Genomic DNA, 17,422 nt, shown 5'->3' with positions numbered 1-17,422 from the left:
GGAAAGACATCGGTCGCATCCTTCACACGCCAGCTATGGACCGACTTGGGTTTTGCGTCCGCAAGCCTCGGGACTGTTGGCGTCGTCTCTCCAAGGGGCACCAAGGTCCTCCGTCATACGACGCCTGATCCGATCGAACTGCATCGCATTCTTGCCGAGCTGAGTGCCGAGTCCGTGAGCCATCTCGCACTTGAGGCCTCCAGTCACGGACTGCAGCAGCGTCGCTTGGATGGCGTTGCACTGAAGGCAGCGGCTTTCACGAACATCACGCGCGATCACTTGGACTATCACTCAAGCTTCGAAGACTACTTTGCGCAGAAGCTGCGTCTGTTCACGGAGCTTCTGCCAACCGGCGCAACGACCGTGATCGATATGGACAGTCCGGGGAGCGCGGAGGTGGCTGACGCGGCCAGAGCTAGGGGCTTGGACGTGTTCGGTGTAGGGCGTGCGGGAGAGCATGTTCGTCTCATGTCGGCGGAGATCGAGGGGTTCGCCCAGCGGCTCACTATCGAGCATTCAGGCAAGACTTACACCGTGCTTCTGCCTTTGGTTGGAGCGTTCCAGGCGAGCAATGCACTTGTTGCCGCCGGGCTTGTGATCGCGACAGGATCAAGCGCGGATGATGTATTCCCGCGGCTCGAATACCTGCGTGGGGCCACTGGGCGTCTAGAACTTGCGGGAATGGCGCCGACCGGCGCCCCAATCTTCATTGATTACGCGCACACGCCTGATGCGCTGGATAAGGCACTCGACGCCTTGCGCCCCTACGCGGCAAAGAAGCTCTTCGTCGTGTTCGGCTGTGGTGGCGATCGTGATCACGGCAAGCGTCCCCAGATGGGTGCGGTCGCAGCAGAAAAGTCCGACATAGCTATCGTTACCGACGACAATCCGCGCAGCGAGGATCCTGCCGTCATACGCGACGAGATATTAGTCGCTGTACCTCGAGGACGTGAGATCGGCGATCGCGCGGCCGCAATATCTGAGGCCATCCGTATGCTGCGCAAAGGTGACGTCTTGCTAATCGCGGGCAAGGGGCATGAAACGGGACAGTCGATAGGGACGACCGTCATTCCATTTTCCGATCACGATGCGGTGGCTGCCGCCCTGATGAGAGAGGCGCAACTTGGCTAACCCAGTCTGGACATTAGGAGAGGTGATTGGCGCGACGGGTGGCCGTTGCGAAGGAGACCCCGCGGCGCCTATCTCCGGCTTCACAATCGACAGCCGTGCTCTGGAGACAGGCGAGGGTTTTATTGCGATCCGTGGGCCCAACCGGGATGGTCACGACTTTGTGCAAAAGGCTCTGGATGCGGATGCGGGCTGTGCAATTGTCGAGGAAACGTATTCCGCCAAAGCCCCTCGCGAGGCAGCCTCAGACCTTGATGAAATGCGCCTTGTCCGGGTGCAAGATACGTTCGACGGACTCAACAGTCTCGGCCGTGAGGGCCGCGACCGCGCCGAGCATGCCGTTATCATCGGTGTGACCGGGAGTGTGGGAAAAACGGGCACGAAGGAAGCGCTGCGGGTCGCACTGAGCCCGAGCGGCAGCGTGCATGCCTCCGTCAAGTCCTTCAACAACCATTGGGGCGTTCCGCTGACGCTCGCAAACATGCCGCGCGACATCAACTACGGCGTGTTCGAAGTGGGCATGAATCACGCAGGCGAGATCTCGGCGCTGACGCGTCTTGTGCGCCCGCATATTGCGATTATCACGACGGTCGCACCAGTTCACCTCGGGTTCTTCGCCTCGGTCGAGGAGATTGCCGACGCCAAGTCCGAGATCTTCGAGGGATTGGAGCCTGGCGGCGCTGCCGTCCTTAACCGCGACAACCCCTATTTTGAGAGGCTTGCCGCCGCAGCACGCGCTCAAGGTGCGGAGATTGTCTCATTCGGCGAGGACGAGCGCTCCAAAGTTCGGCTGATGAACTGCGATCTGAGCCCCAATGGTTCCACCGCGACGGCGGACATCCTTGGCGACATGCTTACCTATACGGTTGGCGCACCAGGCCGGCATGTGGTTCAGAATACGCTTGCAGTGCTCGCGGCAGTGAAGCTTGCAGGCGCAGACCTCAAGGCCGCGGCGGAAGCGCTTGGAGCTATCAAGGCGCCATCAGGGCGAGGCGAACGATTTGTTATCGCAACAGAGCGAGGGCCGATTTGCGTCGTCGACGAATCCTACAATGCTAACCCGGCATCCATGCGGGCAGCACTTCAGACATTGGGCCTCACGCCCCGCGAGGAGTTTAAGCGGCGGATTGTCGTACTCGGGGACATGCTAGAGCTTGGTGAGGAGAGTTCGAAACTGCACCGAGAGCTTGCGGAAGCCGTTGACGCGGCGGGTATAGATGTTGTCTTTGCGTCCGGAACGGACATGGCGTCGCTATTCGAAGCTCTTCCGAGTGAGTGCCGCGGTGGCTACGCCGAAACACCGGAGGAGTTGTCTCCAGTTTTGCTGTCGAGCGTGCAACCTGGCGACATCGTTATGGTAAAAGGTTCGCTTGGCAGCCGTATGGCGCCGCTTGTAGATGGGCTCAAGCGCGAATTTGAGAACCGGTCATAGGGACTATCGGGGGCCAGCCTACAAAGGGCAGCCAAATTGGGGGAAGAAACGCGATGCTATATTGGTTGGCGGAACTTGCACCTGATGTTCCCGTTCTAAATCTCTTCCGCTACATCACGTTTCGGACAGGCTTTGCGGTCCTTACGGCCTTGCTGTTCGTGTTCTTCTTTGGGCCGCGAGTGATCCGTTCTCTGCGTGTCAGGCAGGGCAAGGGCCAGCCGATACGAACAGAGGGTCCTCAGAGCCACATCATTCAGAAACAGGGAACGCCGACGATGGGCGGCCTGATGATTCTCTCAGGCCTTGTCTTTTCGGTCCTCCTTTGCGCGAACCTGAGCAACCCTTATGTCTGGGTTGTGCTGCTGCTTACGCTGGTTTACGGAGGGGTCGGATTCTACGACGACTATCTCAAAGTCACGAAGCAATCGGTTTTAGGGTTCGCGGGCCGCATCAAGATAGTGATAGAGGCATTTGCAGCTATCATCGCGACCTATGTGATTGCCACCGTCGGCGAGCCGCCGCTCTCGACTTCCGTCGCCATTCCCTTTTTCAAAGACACGGTGATTCCGCTCGGAATGTGGCTGTTCGTGATCTTCGGTACCTTCATCATCGTTGGTGCTGGCAACGCTGTGAATCTCACTGACGGTTTGGATGGACTTGCGATTGTCCCGGTCATGATTGGGGCGGCGACATTCGGCTTCATCGCTTACTTCGTTGGCAGCTCGTTGTTCGCCGACCATCTGCAGATCCATTATGTAGCGGGGACCGCTGAACTCGCCGTCATCTGCGGCGCTCTCGTGGGCGCCGGTCTCGGCTTCCTGTGGTTCAACGCCCCACCTGCACTCATCTTCATGGGTGATACGGGATCGCTCGCGCTCGGCGGCGCGCTCGGCACTATCGCGGTCGCTACGAAGCACGAGCTTGTGCTCGCGATCGTCGGTGGTTTGTTTGTTCTCGAGGCGGTTTCGGTGATCGTCCAGGTGACCTCTTACAGGATGTTCGGCAAACGCGTATTCCGCATGGCGCCGCTACATCACCACTTCGAGCAAAAGGGTTGGCCGGAATCCACGGTTGTCATCCGTTTCTGGATCATCTCTGTCGTCCTGGCTCTGGCCGGCCTTGCGACCCTAAAATTGCGCTAGACCTCGCTCACTATGATACCCGTTTCGTTTTTCGCTGGACGCAAGCTGGCGATCGTCGGTGCAGGTCTGAGCGGGCTCGCGACCGCGCGATCTTTGCAAGAGGGCGGAGCGGATGTCGTCATTTGGGATGATAAGGAGGCCGCCCGACAGGAGGCCGCGCAAGCAGGCTTTGCCGTTGAGGATTTGTCAGATGTCGACTTCGACGTTTTCTCTGCGCTCATATTGGCACCCGGCATCCCGCTTACCTATCCACGTCCGCATTGGAGTGTGATCAAGGCTCGTGCCGCTGGGATCGAAGTCATCGGCGACGTGGAGCTTTTCTTTCGAGCGCGAGAGGCAAGTGGGATAGCATGCCCCGTTGTTGCGATTACCGGCACAAACGGGAAATCCACCACGACCGCGCTGACCGCGCATCTCCTCGAGGTTGCAGGCTCGGACGTGGCCCTTGGCGGCAATATCGGCAAGGCGGTCTTGGATCTTGCCCCGTTCGCGACAGGGCGCGTCTACGTACTCGAACTCTCGTCCTACCAAATCGATTTGACGCCCTCACTGTGTCCCGACGCGGCGGCGCTTCTGAACATCACCCCCGACCATCTTGATCGTCACGGATCGTTTGATGAGTATGCAAGCGTTAAGGCACGGATATTTGCCCAGCTTGGCTCTGGCGCAACCGCAGTGATTGGCGTTGATGATGCACCGTGCCGGGCAATCGCCGAGACGCTCGACGGACCGTATACGGTTAAGCGCGTTTCAGTCGGCAATGCTGTTCAAAACGGTGTCTGCGCCGCCGACTCGACGCTCATGGAAATGGAAGGAGGCAAGGAGGTCGCGCGTATTGACCTTGCAGGCATAGGGTCGTTGCGTGGCGCGCACAATTGGCAGAATGCAGCAACCGCTTATGCGTTGGCGCGCTCTCAGAACGTCGAGCCGAGGACGTTGCAGGCGGGTCTTCGGAGTTTTGGCGGTCTTGCTCACCGTATGGAACAAGTGGCCAGAGTCGGTAAGGTTTTGTTCGTAAATGACTCCAAGGCGACCAATGCCGATGCTGCTGGGAAAGCCTTAGGTAGCTTCGACAACATTTACTGGATCGTGGGAGGCGTTGCCAAAGACGGAGGGCTCGCCGGCCTAGAACGCTATTATCCGCAGATTGAACGGGCCTACTTGATCGGCGACGCGTCCGACGCGTTCGCCGCTCAGCTCGGGGACGCCCTTCCTTCCATTGCCTGTGGAACACTGGACCGCGCGATTGATCAAGCGGCCGACGACGCAAGCCGATCCCAAGCCCCTGAACCGGTTGTATTATTGTCCCCCGCCTGTGCGTCGTTCGACCAATATCCCAATTTCGCTGCGCGGGGTGATGCATTCAAACAACTCGTGATGCAGCGTAACGGTGTCGCAAGTCTTTCGGAGTAGGGTTGCGTGCCATGAGGATTACGCGCGCCGATAAAAGCATCCTCTCCGATTGGTGGTTCACCGTCGATCGGCTGATGCTGTTTACCCTCATATTGTTGATGGGTGCGGGGGTCGTACTGTCGCTAGCCGCTAGCCCACCTATTGCCGAGAAGCTGGGGCTCGATCAGTTCCATTTCGTTCGCCGTCATGTGGCGATGCTGCTGCCAGCCTTCGCGATCATGTTCGCTGCGTCGACTTTGACGCCGAAGCAAATCCGGCGCGCAAGCCTCATCATTTTCCTCGTCGGCATTGTGCTGATGCTTGGTATTTTGTTCATTGGTCTGGAAGTGAAGGGAGCCAAGCGCTGGTTGTACGTGGGTCCGCTCGGAATCCAACCTTCGGAGTTTGTTAAGCCCGCCTTCATTGTGCTGACAGCTTGGTTGTTCAATGAGAGCCAGAAGCGCAAAGACGTCCCCGGGCTAGAGCTGGCTATTCTTCTCTACGCAGTATTTGCGCTGCTGCTCATCCTTCAGCCCGACTTTGGCCAGACGCTCCTCGTCAGTCTTGTTTGGGGCGCGCTCTTCTACATGGCCGGGATCAACATGGTTTGGATTGCACTTCTCATCGGCCTGGGCGCCGTAGGCCTCGTCTCGGCCTATATTCTTCTTCCACACGTGGCGTCTCGTATCGATCGGTTCCTCGATCCCGCCTCCGGCGACACGTATCAGTCAGACCGCTCAATAGAATCGTTCCTCCGCGGTGGCTGGTTCGGGCGCGGGCCGGGCGAGGGGACGGTAAAGGATGTCTTGCCTGACTCACATACGGACTTTATTTTCGCAGTTGCCGCCGAGGAATATGGCCTACTTGCTTGCATCATCTTATTGATTCTATTCGCTTTTGTTGTGCTGCGCGGGTTGTCTAAGGCCTCTCAAGAGCCGGATGGGTTCATCCGGCACGCCACCGCGGGGCTTGTGATGCTGTTCGGCTTGCAGACCTTGATTAATATGGCTGTTAATGTCGGCCTGCTGCCCGCGAAGGGTATGACACTCCCTTTCATCTCTTCGGGCGGCTCATCCATGCTTGCCATGGCGCTCACCATGGGGTTTACGCTGGGGTTGACCCGCAAGAGACCAATGGCGGGTCGCTTGGAGCATCCGGCACGTGCCGCGCATGATGGGGATCCTGCGAAAGCCAGGGGGCAGACGGCTTGACCCAAACTATTCTACTCGCCGCCGGAGGAACAGGCGGACATCTCTTCCCGGCAACAGCCTTGGCGCAGGAGTTGACGCGCCGAGGTTTCGTTGTGGAACTAGCGACCGATGAGCGGGCCGAGCAGTACGGTGCTGATTTTCCAGCTCGCGCCATCTACCAGGTGCCCTCGGCTACCATCTCCGGAAGATCGCCCGGTGCCATAATGAAGGCGCTCTCGACCTTGGGAAAAGGCTATTTCAGAGCTCGGCGTCTTCTGGAAATGGTGCAGCCGCATGTGGTGGTCGGATTCGGTGGCTATCCTACGCTGCCGCCCCTTCTGGCTGCCCGTTCGCTCGCGATCCCCACCGTGCTGCACGAACAGAACGCGGTGATGGGGCGCGCAAATCGGTTGCTCTCCCGCTTTGCCGATGCCCTCGCTCTATCTTTCGGTACAACGAAACATCTGAAGAGCAGTGTCGAAAAGCGGGCAGTTGTGACGGGCAACCCGGTACGTGATGCCGTCGTGGGACTCCGCGATCAAGAGTATTCGCCTCCTGAAGCCACAGGGCGATTGTTGCTTCTCATTTTCGGCGGCAGTCAGGGCGCCCGATTTTTCTCTGAGACAATGCCCGAGGCCTTGGCCAAACTGCCGTCAACGCTTCGTTGGCGGCTGACGGTTGTGCAGCAGGCACGACCGGAAGACGTTGCCGAGGTGCAGGATGCCTATCGTAATGCGGAAATCACCGCCCATGTGGCCCCGTTCTTCCAGGATCTACCTGAACGGATTGCAAACTCGCATCTCGTCATATCTCGGGCAGGTGCGTCCACAGTGGCCGAACTAACAGCGATTGGCCGGCCGGCCATTCTCGTCCCTCTGCCCCATGCTATCGACAACGATCAACTTGAGAACGCCAGACGCATGGAGGAGGCCCGCGGTGGGTGGTGCATGCATCAGTCCAGCATCACGCCCGAGCTCTTGGCAGAAAGACTCGAGCAGTTGCTGAGCAGTCCGGACGCGCTGGCTAAAGCAGCAGAGAAGGCGAAGGGCATGGGTAACGTGTATGCGGTCAATAGGCTCGCAGACCTCGTAGCTGACCTCGCCGGACCGGACGGGGCATGAGCGGCAATGCATTTGCCTTCGCCCGAAACTGCAGGTCTTTTCCACATCGTGGGCATAGGCGGCATCGGTATGAGCGCCATCGCGGAGGTGATGCACACGCGAGGCTACCGCGTTCAAGGGAGCGATTTGAAAGAGGGCCCGAACCTAGCGCGGCTCCGCGATCATGGAATTGAGTGCATTATCGGCCACGATCCCGCCAATGCCGATGAGGCCTCCTATCTGGTGATTTCCAGCGCAGTAAAACCTGGCAACCCGGAACTTGAGGCCGCTCACGAGCGCGGTATACCGATAATCAGACGTGCCGAAATGCTGGCCGAACTCATGCGTCCGTGCACGACGGTCTCGATTACCGGAACGCATGGCAAGACCACGACGACGTGTTTAGTCGCCGACTTTCTTTTTGGCGGCGGTCTCGACCCAACAGTGATCACCGGGGGCATCATCAACGCGTGGGGCACAAATGCACGGATTGGACAGGGCGAGTGGATGGTCGTCGAGGCCGACGAGTCTGACGGCACATTCTTGAAGCTGCCGACGCAGATTGGCGTCATCACCAACGTTGACCCGGAGCACATGGATTTCTGGGAGTCGGAAGAAGTTCTGTATGGGGCGTTCGAACAGTTTATCGAGTCGATCCCCTTTTACGGGACCGTTGTTGGTTGCATCGATCATCCAGTTGTACGCAGCCTGATGGCGGCCGTTGGTGGTGCGGAAAATGGGCGCCGTACACTGACCTATGGTGTCTCGCGCTCGGCCGACTTCCGGCTATTCAATGTGCGCCCCGATCACGCCACGATGACTTTTGATATTCGCCTGGGCTCCGGCGCTGCAGGTGGCGCGCGCGAGATCAAGGACCTAAAGCTGCCGGCCTTGGGCCATTACAACGCGCTCAACGCGGTCGCCGCACTTGCCGTAGCAACGGAAGCTGGCATCGATGATGACACGATCCGCGCGACGCTCGCCAATTTCTCTGGAGTGAAGCGGCGCTTCACCCGGGTGGGCGATTGGCAGGGCGTTGCGATCTATGACGACTATGCTCACCACCCCGTTGAGATCGCAGCTGTGCTGCGAGGCGCGAATGCTGCAGGCTCAGGACGTATCGTGGCTGTCATGCAGCCACATCGGTATTCGCGGCTCCAGGCGCTGTTCAACGAATTCTCTGCGTGTTTCGACGACGCCGACGTGGTGATCCTCACGCCCGTCTATTCCGCCGGTGAGGCCCCGATTCCGGGGATCGATAGAGAGGAACTTGCAGCGGGCTTACGACGCCATGGTCATCCAAATGTGCTGATGGTCGATGGGGCCGAGGCGCTGGTTGGTACCATCGCCTCTGTCGCGAAAGATGGCGATCTCGTTGTCGGATTGGGAGCTGGAACGATCACCGATTGGATTAATGCGTTGCCTGCGGAGCTCGCAAAGCACGGAGGCAATTCGTGATCGGAACAGATCTTCATGCAACTCTTGTTAAAACAATGCCGGACTTACGGGGTCGTCTGAGCGCTGGGTCGGATCTCAAGCAATACACTTGGTTTCGTGTCGGGGGCCCAGCCGAAGTGCTGTTCTCTCCAGCTGACGAAGCGGACCTTGCCTATTTCATGAAGACACTGCCCCCGGCCGTGCCTGTTACAATAATCGGTCTCGGGTCAAATCTTCTGGTGCGCGACGGCGGCATCGACGGCGTCGTTGTTCGGCTTGGCCGAGGCTTTAATGAGATCAAGGTCGAAGAGCTGAGCCGACTGCGCGTTGGCACGGCCGTTCCCGATGCCAATGTCGCGCGGGCGGCGGCTGATGCAGGTATTGCTGGGCTTGCCTTCTATCGCGGTATCCCCGGCGGTATCGGCGGCGCTTTGCGGATGAATGGCGGTGCGCACGGGACCGAGACGTGCGATGTGCTCGTCGAAGCACGGGCCGTCGACCGGGCAGGGAACACCCACGTTCTCTCCGTCGACGACATGAACTACACCTACCGTCACTGCGGAGCGTCGGAAGACCTCATCTTCACGGAGGCGCTGTTTCAAGGACGGCCTGGCAATCCCGCCGAAATACTCGCCGAGATGGATGAGATTGCCGCCTATCGCGAGGAAGTGCAGCCGATCAAAAGCCGCACAGGCGGTTCGACCTTCAAGAATCCTGAAGGGAACAAGTCGTGGAAGCTTATCGATGCCGCAGGCTGCCGTGGCCTCTCGGTAGGAGACGCGAAAGTTTCCGAGCTGCACTGCAACTTTCTCATCAATGAGGGCAACGCTTCGGCTGCGGACCTTGAAACGCTCGGCGAAACTGTACGCACGCGGGTCAAGGAAAAGAGTGGCGTCCAACTCGAATGGGAAATCAAACGGTTCGGTAAGCCGGCCTAGGCAAAGCCACCCGATTTTCATGATTATCGGGCTGCGTTGGATCGCGAATACGGTTAATGCAGCGTTAACCGATTCGAGGTGTGGTGCGTCCAGAACGATGTGGGCGCCGTTTCGCGTCGGCATCGCAGCCTCGGGGGCCGTTCCATGAGAGAAAACCAAACGCACGTCGCCGTTCTGATGGGAGGCCTGTCCAACGAGCGTGAAATATCGCTCCGGTCGGGCGCCGCCTGCGCCGAAGCCCTCGAAGGAGAAGGCTACAAGGTCACGAAAGTCGATGTGGGACGAGACATCGCCGAGCGTTTGGCTGCGATCAAGCCGGACGTCTGTTTCAATGCACTACACGGCAAGTTCGGTGAGGACGGCTGCATCCAGGGCCTTCTGGAAACCATGGGGTTGCCCTACACACATTCGGGCGTTCTGGCATCGGCGCTCGCTATGCACAAAGAACGTGCCAAGGCCGTCCTTCGCGAGGCAGGCGTGCCAGTCGCCGAAAGTCGGGTCGTGAGCCGCGCCGAAGCGGCCGAGGGGCACCCAATCGAGCCGCCTTATGTGATCAAGCCGCCCGCAGAGGGATCCTCCGTTGGCGTCTACATCATTCGTGAGGATCAGACGCATCCGCCGCAGGAACTCCATGCCGCCGATTGGGCCCTCGGCGAGGAGTTGATGGTTGAGCGTTACATCCATGGCCGCGAGCTGACTTGCGCCGTCATGGGCGATGAGGCGCTGGACGTTATCGAGATCCGTCCGGCCGACGGCCTGGCTTTTTATGACTACGAGTCAAAATACGCCCCAGGAGGCTCAATTCACGTCCTCCCGGCCCCGCTTAAACCAAATGTTTACCAATTGGTACAGAAGCTGTCGGTAGCGGCTCATAGGGCACTGGGCTGTCGTGGGGTCAGTCGGAGCGACTTTCGTTTCGACGATCGACCTGATGGAACGGGGGAAATGATCTGTCTTGAGGTCAACACCCAACCCGGCATGACATCCACGTCGTTGGTGCCTGAGCTTGCAGCCCATGCTGGGCGTTCGTTTGGCGAGCTGGTCCGTTGGATCGTGGAGGATGCGTCGTGCAATCGCTAGGCACGTCAAGAGGTTGCGGAGTGCAGAGGGGGTACCGTGGGGCACAGACGCCGCACGGAACAACGAACCTGCACGCGCGTCAGCTTCCTGTTCCGCAAGGCAGCCGAACTGTTACTCCAAAGGGACCGAGGCGCGTTCATCTCGGCCGCACGCGTCGCGGGCCGTTGGGCGGCAAATGGCAGATGCTTTGCGCGGTTTTTGCGACGAGCGCAGTCTTGTACGGCGCGATCGTTGGCGGTCAAATCGAGAAAATTTTTAACGCGGCGGTAACAGGCGCTGAGCGCGCTACCGTCGCCATTGGCTTTGGCGTCAAGCGCGTCGTGGTCGAAGGTCAGAAGAATGCCACAAACGCTGCCATCACAACCGCGCTAGCGGCAGGACCGCAGACCTTCATGCTAGGCTTCGACACGGATGCCGCTAAGGATCGTCTGGAGTCGGTACCATGGATCCGCCATGCGCGTGTCATGCGGCTTTTGCCCTCGACACTGCAGGTCGAAATCGAGGAGCGCGATCCGTACGCCATCTGGCAGAACAAGAGAAAGACGTTTGTCGTGGATAGCGAAGGCGTCGTGCTCGCGCCAGCGTTGCCCCAGGCTTACCCGAGGCTGCCTTTGGTTGTCGGCGAGGGCGCAGGCAAGCACGCAGCGGCGCTTTACGAGATGCTAGCGCCCTACAAGGAACTGAGAAGCCGCATGCTGGCGGCTTTGCGCGTCGGTGATCGTCGGTGGACATTAAAGCTCCGGACCGGAACGGAGGTCATGCTGCCCGACGGCAGCGTCAAGATGGCTCTCGACGCGCTCCAGAAGCTGGAGCAAGAACGCGGGGTTTTGCAGCAAGACATTGCAGCGATCGACTTGCGTCTGCTCGATCGGATCACTCTGCGCCTGCGCGAGACTACAGCCATCTCCGCGGACGACGCAGCGCCTACCGAGATGCCAACGTCGGCCACAGGTACGACCAATCAGCCCGATGGCCAAACGTGATGCGGAGCTCGAGGGGGGAATGACTTACAACGCATCGATAAGAGGCAAGCGCCAGCACATCGTGACCGCTCTCGACATCGGCACGAGCAAAGTATGCTGCCTGATTGGTAAGACCTCGGTCATGCCTGATTGGGCCGAGAATGGCGCCGATGCAGTTCAATTCGATGTACTCGGCTTTGGTCACACACGCGCCGAGGGCCTCAAGGCCGGGATGGTGACCCATCTCGATATCGCCGAGAAGTGCATTCGTTCCGCCGTGGACTCCGCCGAGCGTATGGCCGGCGTCGTTATTGAGGATGTGCACCTTTCGGTGACCGCGGGTCGCCTCAAGAGCGATAGCTTCTCCGCGGGTGTCGGGCTTCCATCCGGTGCCGTCCGGGAGGATGACGTGCAACGTCTCCTCGCTGGTGGACGCCAATATGCTGCGCGCGATCGGCGCGCAGTCCTGCACGCTTTGCCGACCGACTTTAGCCTCGATGACAATGATGGCATTGCCGAGCCGCGCGGCATGTGCGGCGAACGGCTGTCGGTTGATCTGCATACCGTGACGGCGGACGAAGTCGCGATGCGCAACCTGATTCTCTGCGTAGAGCGTTGCCATCTCGGCGTGGCAGGACTCGTCGCGGCGCCGTATGCCAGTGCCCTATCTGTCGTTACGCCCGACGAAGCAAAGCTGGGTGTAGCGATTATCGACTTTGGTGCCGGGACGACTACGCTGTCGGTTATCGCCGACGGCCATTTCCTACATACGGATGCGATTGCTCACGGTGGCTATGGTGTCACCACCGATATCGCACGGACGCTTGGAACGCCGATGGAGCACGCAGAGCGGCTCAAGACATTGCATGGCAGCGCGTTCGCAACCCTCTCCGACGAGCGAGAGATCATCGGCTATCCGTGCGTGACAGGCGTCGCTCCGGCGCACAACAACCAAGTTACAAAGGCTCAGCTTGCTTGCATCATTCGCCCACGCGTCGAGGAAATCCTCGACCTGATGCGCCATCGGCTCGCCTCAAGCGGCTTTCCTGCTGAGGTCGCCCAGCACTTGGTGCTGACCGGTGGTGGAAGCCAGCTTACGGGTCTTGTCGAGCTCGCCTCGAACATGTTTGGACGCCCGGCGCGACTTGGTCGCCCGCGCGTCATGACGGGATTGCCGCCAGCCGCCGCCGCCCCGGATTTTTCCGCTGCGATCGGTTTGCTTCTGCATTGGGCGCGCGGTGACGAAAAGCTCGGAACCCAAACCGGGCAACGGTTCTTGCGTACGGGGACAGGCTACTTCGCCCGGGTGGGCGAGTGGATCATGGAGAACTTTTAACGGACCTGAGGTCGGGCGCCGCACATGACTGAGAGTGTGAGTGTCGGCCCAATAGCTAGGGGCAATTCGCAAGGATTGGAAGCCGCTATGACGATCAATCTCAAAGTACCAGACTTAACGGAACTCAAGCCGCGCATCACCGTCTTCGGTGTAGGCGGCGCCGGCGGCAACGCCGTGAACAACATGATCGAGCGAGGGCTCAACGGCGTGGAGTTTGTTGTCGCGAATACCGACGCCCAAGCCCTAGCCAGCTCAAGCGCCGAACGCCGCATCCAGATGGGCAACAATGTGACCGAAGGCCTTGGTGCTGGGTCCAAGCCCGAGATCGGTGCCGCCGCGGCCGAAGAAGCCATGGCGGACGTTAAGGCCCATCTCGTCGGCTGCCACATGGCCTTCATCACGGCCGGTATGGGTGGTGGGACCGGGACGGGCGCAGCGCCCGTTATTGCTCGCGCCTCGCGTGAGGAAGGCATTTTAACGGTCGGCGTCGTTACAAAGCCATTTCAGTTTGAGGGGTCGCGCCGCATGCGGGCCGCTGAAACCGGCATCGAGGAACTCCAGAAATACGTCGATACGCTGCTCATAATTCCGAACCAGAATCTGTTCCGTGTCGCGAACGAGAAGACGACTTTCACAGATGCTTTCGCGATGGCCGACGATGTTCTGCGCTCCGGTGTTGGATGCATCACCGATCTTATGGTCAAGGAAGGCCTCATCAACCTCGACTTCGCTGATGTCCGCACGATTATGGCCGGCATGGGCAAGGCGATGATGGGGACTGGAGAGGCCAGCGGCGAACGGCGGGCGATCGACGCTGCGGAGGCGGCGATTTCGAATCCGCTGCTCGATGATGTTTGCATGAAGGGTTCCAGTGGTCTCCTCGTCTCGATCACAGGCGGTAGCGACCTTACGCTCTACGAAGTCGATGAGGCGGCGAGCCGCATTCGCACGGAGGCTGACGAAGACGCCAACATTATCGTTGGTGCCACCTATGACGATGAACTCGACGGCGTCATCCGCGTGTCGGTGGTCGCGACCGGTATCGGTACGGTATCGGCCGAAGAGGAGAAGCCAGAGGCAAAAGCGAAGCCGCAAGCCGAGCGCGGGCGTCTGACGGAGCGCCTCGCCGGTCTAACGGCTGTACCGAGTGCTACCGCCGACGAGCCGGTTGATCTGGACGAGAGCCTCATGGTCCCAGCGCCCGAGGCAGCAAAGAATGAGCAGGTTTGGCGTGCATCGAATGACGTGACGATCGAAAAGCGTCCTCAGGCCGTCGGTGGCGTTGCTCTCCCGCGGCCACCAGCTGCGCCGAAACCTGCAGCGGCACCGCAGAACTTCCAGCCCCAGCCCCCGGCCGCGATCAAGCGGCCGCTGCGCCGTATGCCACGCGTCGAAGAGCTGCCGATGGTCGCTCAGAAGGCGCTTCAAGCGAAGGCCGGCGAGGGCGATGGAACCGGGCTCGATGCACAAAAGAAAAAGGTCGGATTCCTAGAGCGTTTGGCCAGCGTCGGCATGGGTAAGAAAAGCGAAGACGCCGAGATGTCGCCGAAGATGGAGCCCGATTTCGTTCCAACTACGGAAGTGGGTCGTCCCATACCGCGGCCTGCAGCGCCGCCCGTCGCAGCGCCTCAGACGCCCACGGCTCCCGGCCCGGCTCCTGTGTCGCCGCCTGTGCAACGGCCAGCGGCCCAGCAAGCTCCGGCGCCGCGTCGTCTGGAAACGCCACGGCCGCCAGTTCACGCTCAAACGGCCGCAGCCGTCGCGCAGGTAGAATCACTCAGTGATGATGACTTAGAGATTCCTGCGTTTCTGCGCAGGCGGGCGAATTGATAACGAGGGCGGGCGTTAACGAGAGTGCCCGCCTCCCCACAGGGAGTCTGAGAATAGATATTACAGATCAATGATTTATCGGATTCTCATGCCCGTAATAGAGTGTAAGAAACCGTGATTTGTCCCAACTCTTATCGAGAGAGTATGGTCCTTACGAGATTGATTGACCAACCAAATTAGGCACGCCCGACCACAAAACAACAAAGGGCGACGATCCAATAGTATGGGGAACGGATCGAATTAGTGGCCTAGGTTAGCCGGTCAATTGGGGAGTTCGGAGCTTACTCCGGACTTGAGTAGGGGCTATAGACTGCGCGGGGGGCCAGTGGGGGCCATGAAAGGTTTCATCGGGGCAAGACAGACAACGCTTGCCAACGAGGTGTCACTCACCGGTACGGGGGTCCACAGCGGCGCTCCTGTTTCCTTGACATTATGTCCAGCCGACAGTGACACAGGAATTCGCTTCCTTATTTGCAATGGCGAAATTGACGGCGTTGAGATTGTTGCGGATCAGCAATGCGTCTCCGGCGTCACGCTCTGTACCATCTTAAGCGACGGAAACGGTGCTTCGATCGCGACCGTCGAGCATGTTCTTGCCGCGCTCCGCGGCCTCAGTGTCGACAACGCGCTGATTGAGATCGACAGTGGCGAAGTTCCGATCATGGACGGCAGCGCCGCACCGTTTGTCGAAGCGATCGATGAGGCTGGGATCGCCGAACTCGAGGCGCCGCGCCGCTTCCTCAAAGTTCTCAAGCCGATTCGCGTCGAGGAAAACGGCGCCGTGGGCGAATTGACCCCCTATAATGGTTTCCACCTCGACATCGAAATTGATTTCGCGAACCCACTGATTGGAAAGCAGAGCCTCTCTCTAGACCTCAATCCTGGGGCTTTCCGCCGCGATATCTCCCGCGCCCGCACCTTTGGCTTTATGAAGGATGTCGAGAATCTCTGGGCCGCCGGCCTTGCACTGGGCGCATCCCTCGACAACACGGTAGCGATTGGAGACGACCGCATTATCAATCGCGAAGGGCTGCGCTACGCGGATGAATTCGTTCGCCACAAGGCTCTTGATGCGATTGGCGATCTCGCTTTGGCTGGCGCACCCATCCTCGGCGCGTACAAGAGCCGCCGCGGCGGGCATCGGCTGAACGCTCTAGTGCTCAAGGCCCTGTTCGCAGATCCAGACGCGTGGACCTTGGTCGAGGCTCCGCGGTACCGCGATGTTCGCCATGCCGAGCTCACCCCCGGTCTGGCCGCCGCGCACTTCGCGGCTGATCGCAGCTAACTGGCGTCTTTCCTAAACGATTTGCAGTCATTTTATGGCATGTTATCGCTCGCGTGGTAGCGGAGTGACCGCCGTTTGCGGTGTGTGAGGCCCAAAAGACACCATATTGCAGGCGTTTCTTGTGCCCTCATCCACGATGCGCGCGTCACGCGTGGGTTTGGTGTGGCGCTGAACGCCTGATTGACCGGCGATTTGAGGGGGATATGTCCGGACCGGCTCGCCCATTTTCGGGTTTAGCACAGATGGAAAAGAAGGGACGGTCGCGATCGCAGCTATTGCCGGTCGTCGTCCTGCTCATGCTGCCCCTGATTGGCGGCTGCGGCTCGTTCGGAGGTTTCGATTCGCTTGGCGGCGGCGGCGGCGGGGGACCGTTCAGCAAAATGTTTGGCAAAAAAGACGAGGTTGAGCCGCTCAACACCGATCCCGCCGAGGTCATTTACGGACAAGCGGACCAGATGGCCGACAAGGGCAAGTTCAAGGAAGCAGCCCGACAATATGAAGAAGTTGATATCGCCCATCCCTATTCGCGCGAGGCGCGCCGGGCCATCATCATGGCTTCCTACTCCTATTACCGCGCGGGGCAGTATGACGAGGCTATTTCCTCAGCGGATCGCTATCTAACGCTTCACCCGGGCACCCAAGAGGCGGCCTTCGCACAGGACATCATCGCGAAGTCCTATTACGATCGGATACTCGACCCCAAACGCGATCAGACCTTCGCGCGCCGGTCGCTCGCAGCGTATGAAAAGTTGGTGCAGCGCTATCCGTCGTCTAAGTACGCGGCGGAAGCAGGAAACCGTATCCGAATTCTAAGGGACTTGCTCGCTGCCAGCGAGATGCAGGTGGGTCGCTACTATCTGCGTCGGAATAACCATCTGGCGGCTATCAATCGATTCAAGACCGTTGTTACCGAATACCAGACGACTGAACAGGTCGAAGAAGCCTTGATGCGTTTGACTGAGGCCTATATGGCCTTAGGTATCGTCAACGAGGCCCAGACGGCCGCCGCCGTGCTTGGTCACAACTTTCCGGACAGTAAGTGGTACAAGCGCTCTTACAAACTCCTAGCACAGCGCGGCCTCGAGCCCCAGCAATACCAGGGTTCGTGGATCAGCCGAGCCTGGAGAACCCGAAGCTGGACCGGCGCCGGTCAAACCTAATAGGCGTCTC

At 59.5% G+C, this 17,422-nt stretch carries 14 protein-coding genes; all 14 read left to right on the top strand.

Going from position 1 to position 17,422, the window contains the following annotated elements; genetic code table 11:
• A partial coding sequence (locus AC33YF_RS04895) for a UDP-N-acetylmuramoyl-L-alanyl-D-glutamate--2,6-diaminopimelate ligase (protein ID WP_491776080.1) occupies positions 1–1,131 on the top strand: 1,131 nt, incomplete at its 5' end.
• On the top strand, positions 1,124–2,560 hold the full coding sequence (locus tag AC33YF_RS04890) for a UDP-N-acetylmuramoylalanyl-D-glutamyl-2,6-diaminopimelate--D-alanyl-D-alanine ligase (RefSeq protein ID WP_491776079.1): 1,437 nt from the start codon (positions 1,124–1,126) through the stop codon (positions 2,558–2,560). The genes AC33YF_RS04895 and AC33YF_RS04890, both read left to right, overlap by 8 nt.
• Positions 2,561–2,613: 53 nt before the next feature.
• The gene (mraY, locus tag AC33YF_RS04885) at positions 2,614–3,702 is read left to right on the top strand and encodes a phospho-N-acetylmuramoyl-pentapeptide-transferase (RefSeq protein WP_491776078.1); all 1,089 of its coding nucleotides are present in this window, start codon (positions 2,614–2,616) and stop codon (positions 3,700–3,702) included.
• A gap of 12 nt (positions 3,703–3,714) precedes the next feature.
• A complete protein-coding gene (murD, locus tag AC33YF_RS04880; RefSeq protein ID WP_491776077.1) occupies positions 3,715–5,115 on the top strand; it encodes a UDP-N-acetylmuramoyl-L-alanine--D-glutamate ligase in 1,401 nt (466 codons plus the stop codon).
• Between the two features lie 11 nt (positions 5,116–5,126).
• Positions 5,127–6,305, top strand: coding sequence for a putative lipid II flippase FtsW (gene ftsW / locus AC33YF_RS04875; RefSeq protein ID WP_491776076.1), 1,179 nt, complete (start codon positions 5,127–5,129; stop codon positions 6,303–6,305).
• Positions 6,302–7,405: an undecaprenyldiphospho-muramoylpentapeptide beta-N-acetylglucosaminyltransferase gene (murG, locus tag AC33YF_RS04870; protein WP_491776075.1), complete on the top strand. Its 1,104-nt coding sequence runs from the start codon at positions 6,302–6,304 to the stop codon at positions 7,403–7,405. The genes ftsW and murG overlap by 4 nt, the downstream gene beginning before the upstream one ends.
• Before the next feature lie 12 nt (positions 7,406–7,417).
• On the top strand, positions 7,418–8,842 hold the full coding sequence (murC, locus tag AC33YF_RS04865) for a UDP-N-acetylmuramate--L-alanine ligase (RefSeq protein WP_491776082.1): 1,425 nt from the start codon (positions 7,418–7,420) through the stop codon (positions 8,840–8,842).
• A 35-nt stretch (positions 8,843–8,877) separates the two neighbouring features.
• Complete coding sequence (gene murB / locus AC33YF_RS04860) at positions 8,878–9,759, top strand: UDP-N-acetylmuramate dehydrogenase (RefSeq protein WP_491776081.1); 882 nt, start codon at positions 8,878–8,880, stop codon at positions 9,757–9,759.
• Between the two features lie 144 nt (positions 9,760–9,903).
• Positions 9,904–10,839 carry a D-alanine--D-alanine ligase gene (locus tag AC33YF_RS04855; RefSeq protein WP_491776074.1) on the top strand — a complete coding sequence of 312 codons (936 nt, stop codon included), beginning with the start codon at positions 9,904–9,906 and terminating at the stop codon, positions 10,837–10,839.
• A 182-nt stretch (positions 10,840–11,021) separates the two neighbouring features.
• Positions 11,022–11,822, top strand: a complete 801-nt coding sequence (locus AC33YF_RS04850; RefSeq protein ID WP_491776073.1) for a cell division protein FtsQ/DivIB — start codon at positions 11,022–11,024, stop codon at positions 11,820–11,822.
• Between the two features lie 19 nt (positions 11,823–11,841).
• Positions 11,842–13,137 (top strand): cell division protein FtsA, encoded by a 1,296-nt coding sequence (gene ftsA / locus AC33YF_RS04845; RefSeq protein WP_491776072.1) that lies wholly within the window; start codon positions 11,842–11,844, stop codon positions 13,135–13,137.
• A gap of 87 nt (positions 13,138–13,224) precedes the next feature.
• Entirely contained in the window at positions 13,225–14,967 is a 1,743-nt protein-coding gene (gene ftsZ / locus AC33YF_RS04840; protein WP_491776071.1) for a cell division protein FtsZ, read from the top strand.
• A 334-nt stretch (positions 14,968–15,301) separates the two neighbouring features.
• Entirely contained in the window at positions 15,302–16,252 is a 951-nt protein-coding gene (gene lpxC, locus AC33YF_RS04835; RefSeq protein WP_491776070.1) for a UDP-3-O-acyl-N-acetylglucosamine deacetylase, read from the top strand.
• A 242-nt stretch (positions 16,253–16,494) separates the two neighbouring features.
• Positions 16,495–17,412, top strand: coding sequence for an outer membrane protein assembly factor BamD (locus AC33YF_RS04830; RefSeq protein ID WP_491776069.1), 918 nt, complete (start codon positions 16,495–16,497; stop codon positions 17,410–17,412).
• Positions 17,413–17,422 lie beyond the last annotated feature (10 nt).

It is taken from the genome of Methyloceanibacter sp., from assembly GCF_058506495.1.
The sequence above is the reverse complement of the archived record's forward strand: the minus strand, read 5'-3'. Positions and strand labels throughout refer to the sequence as shown.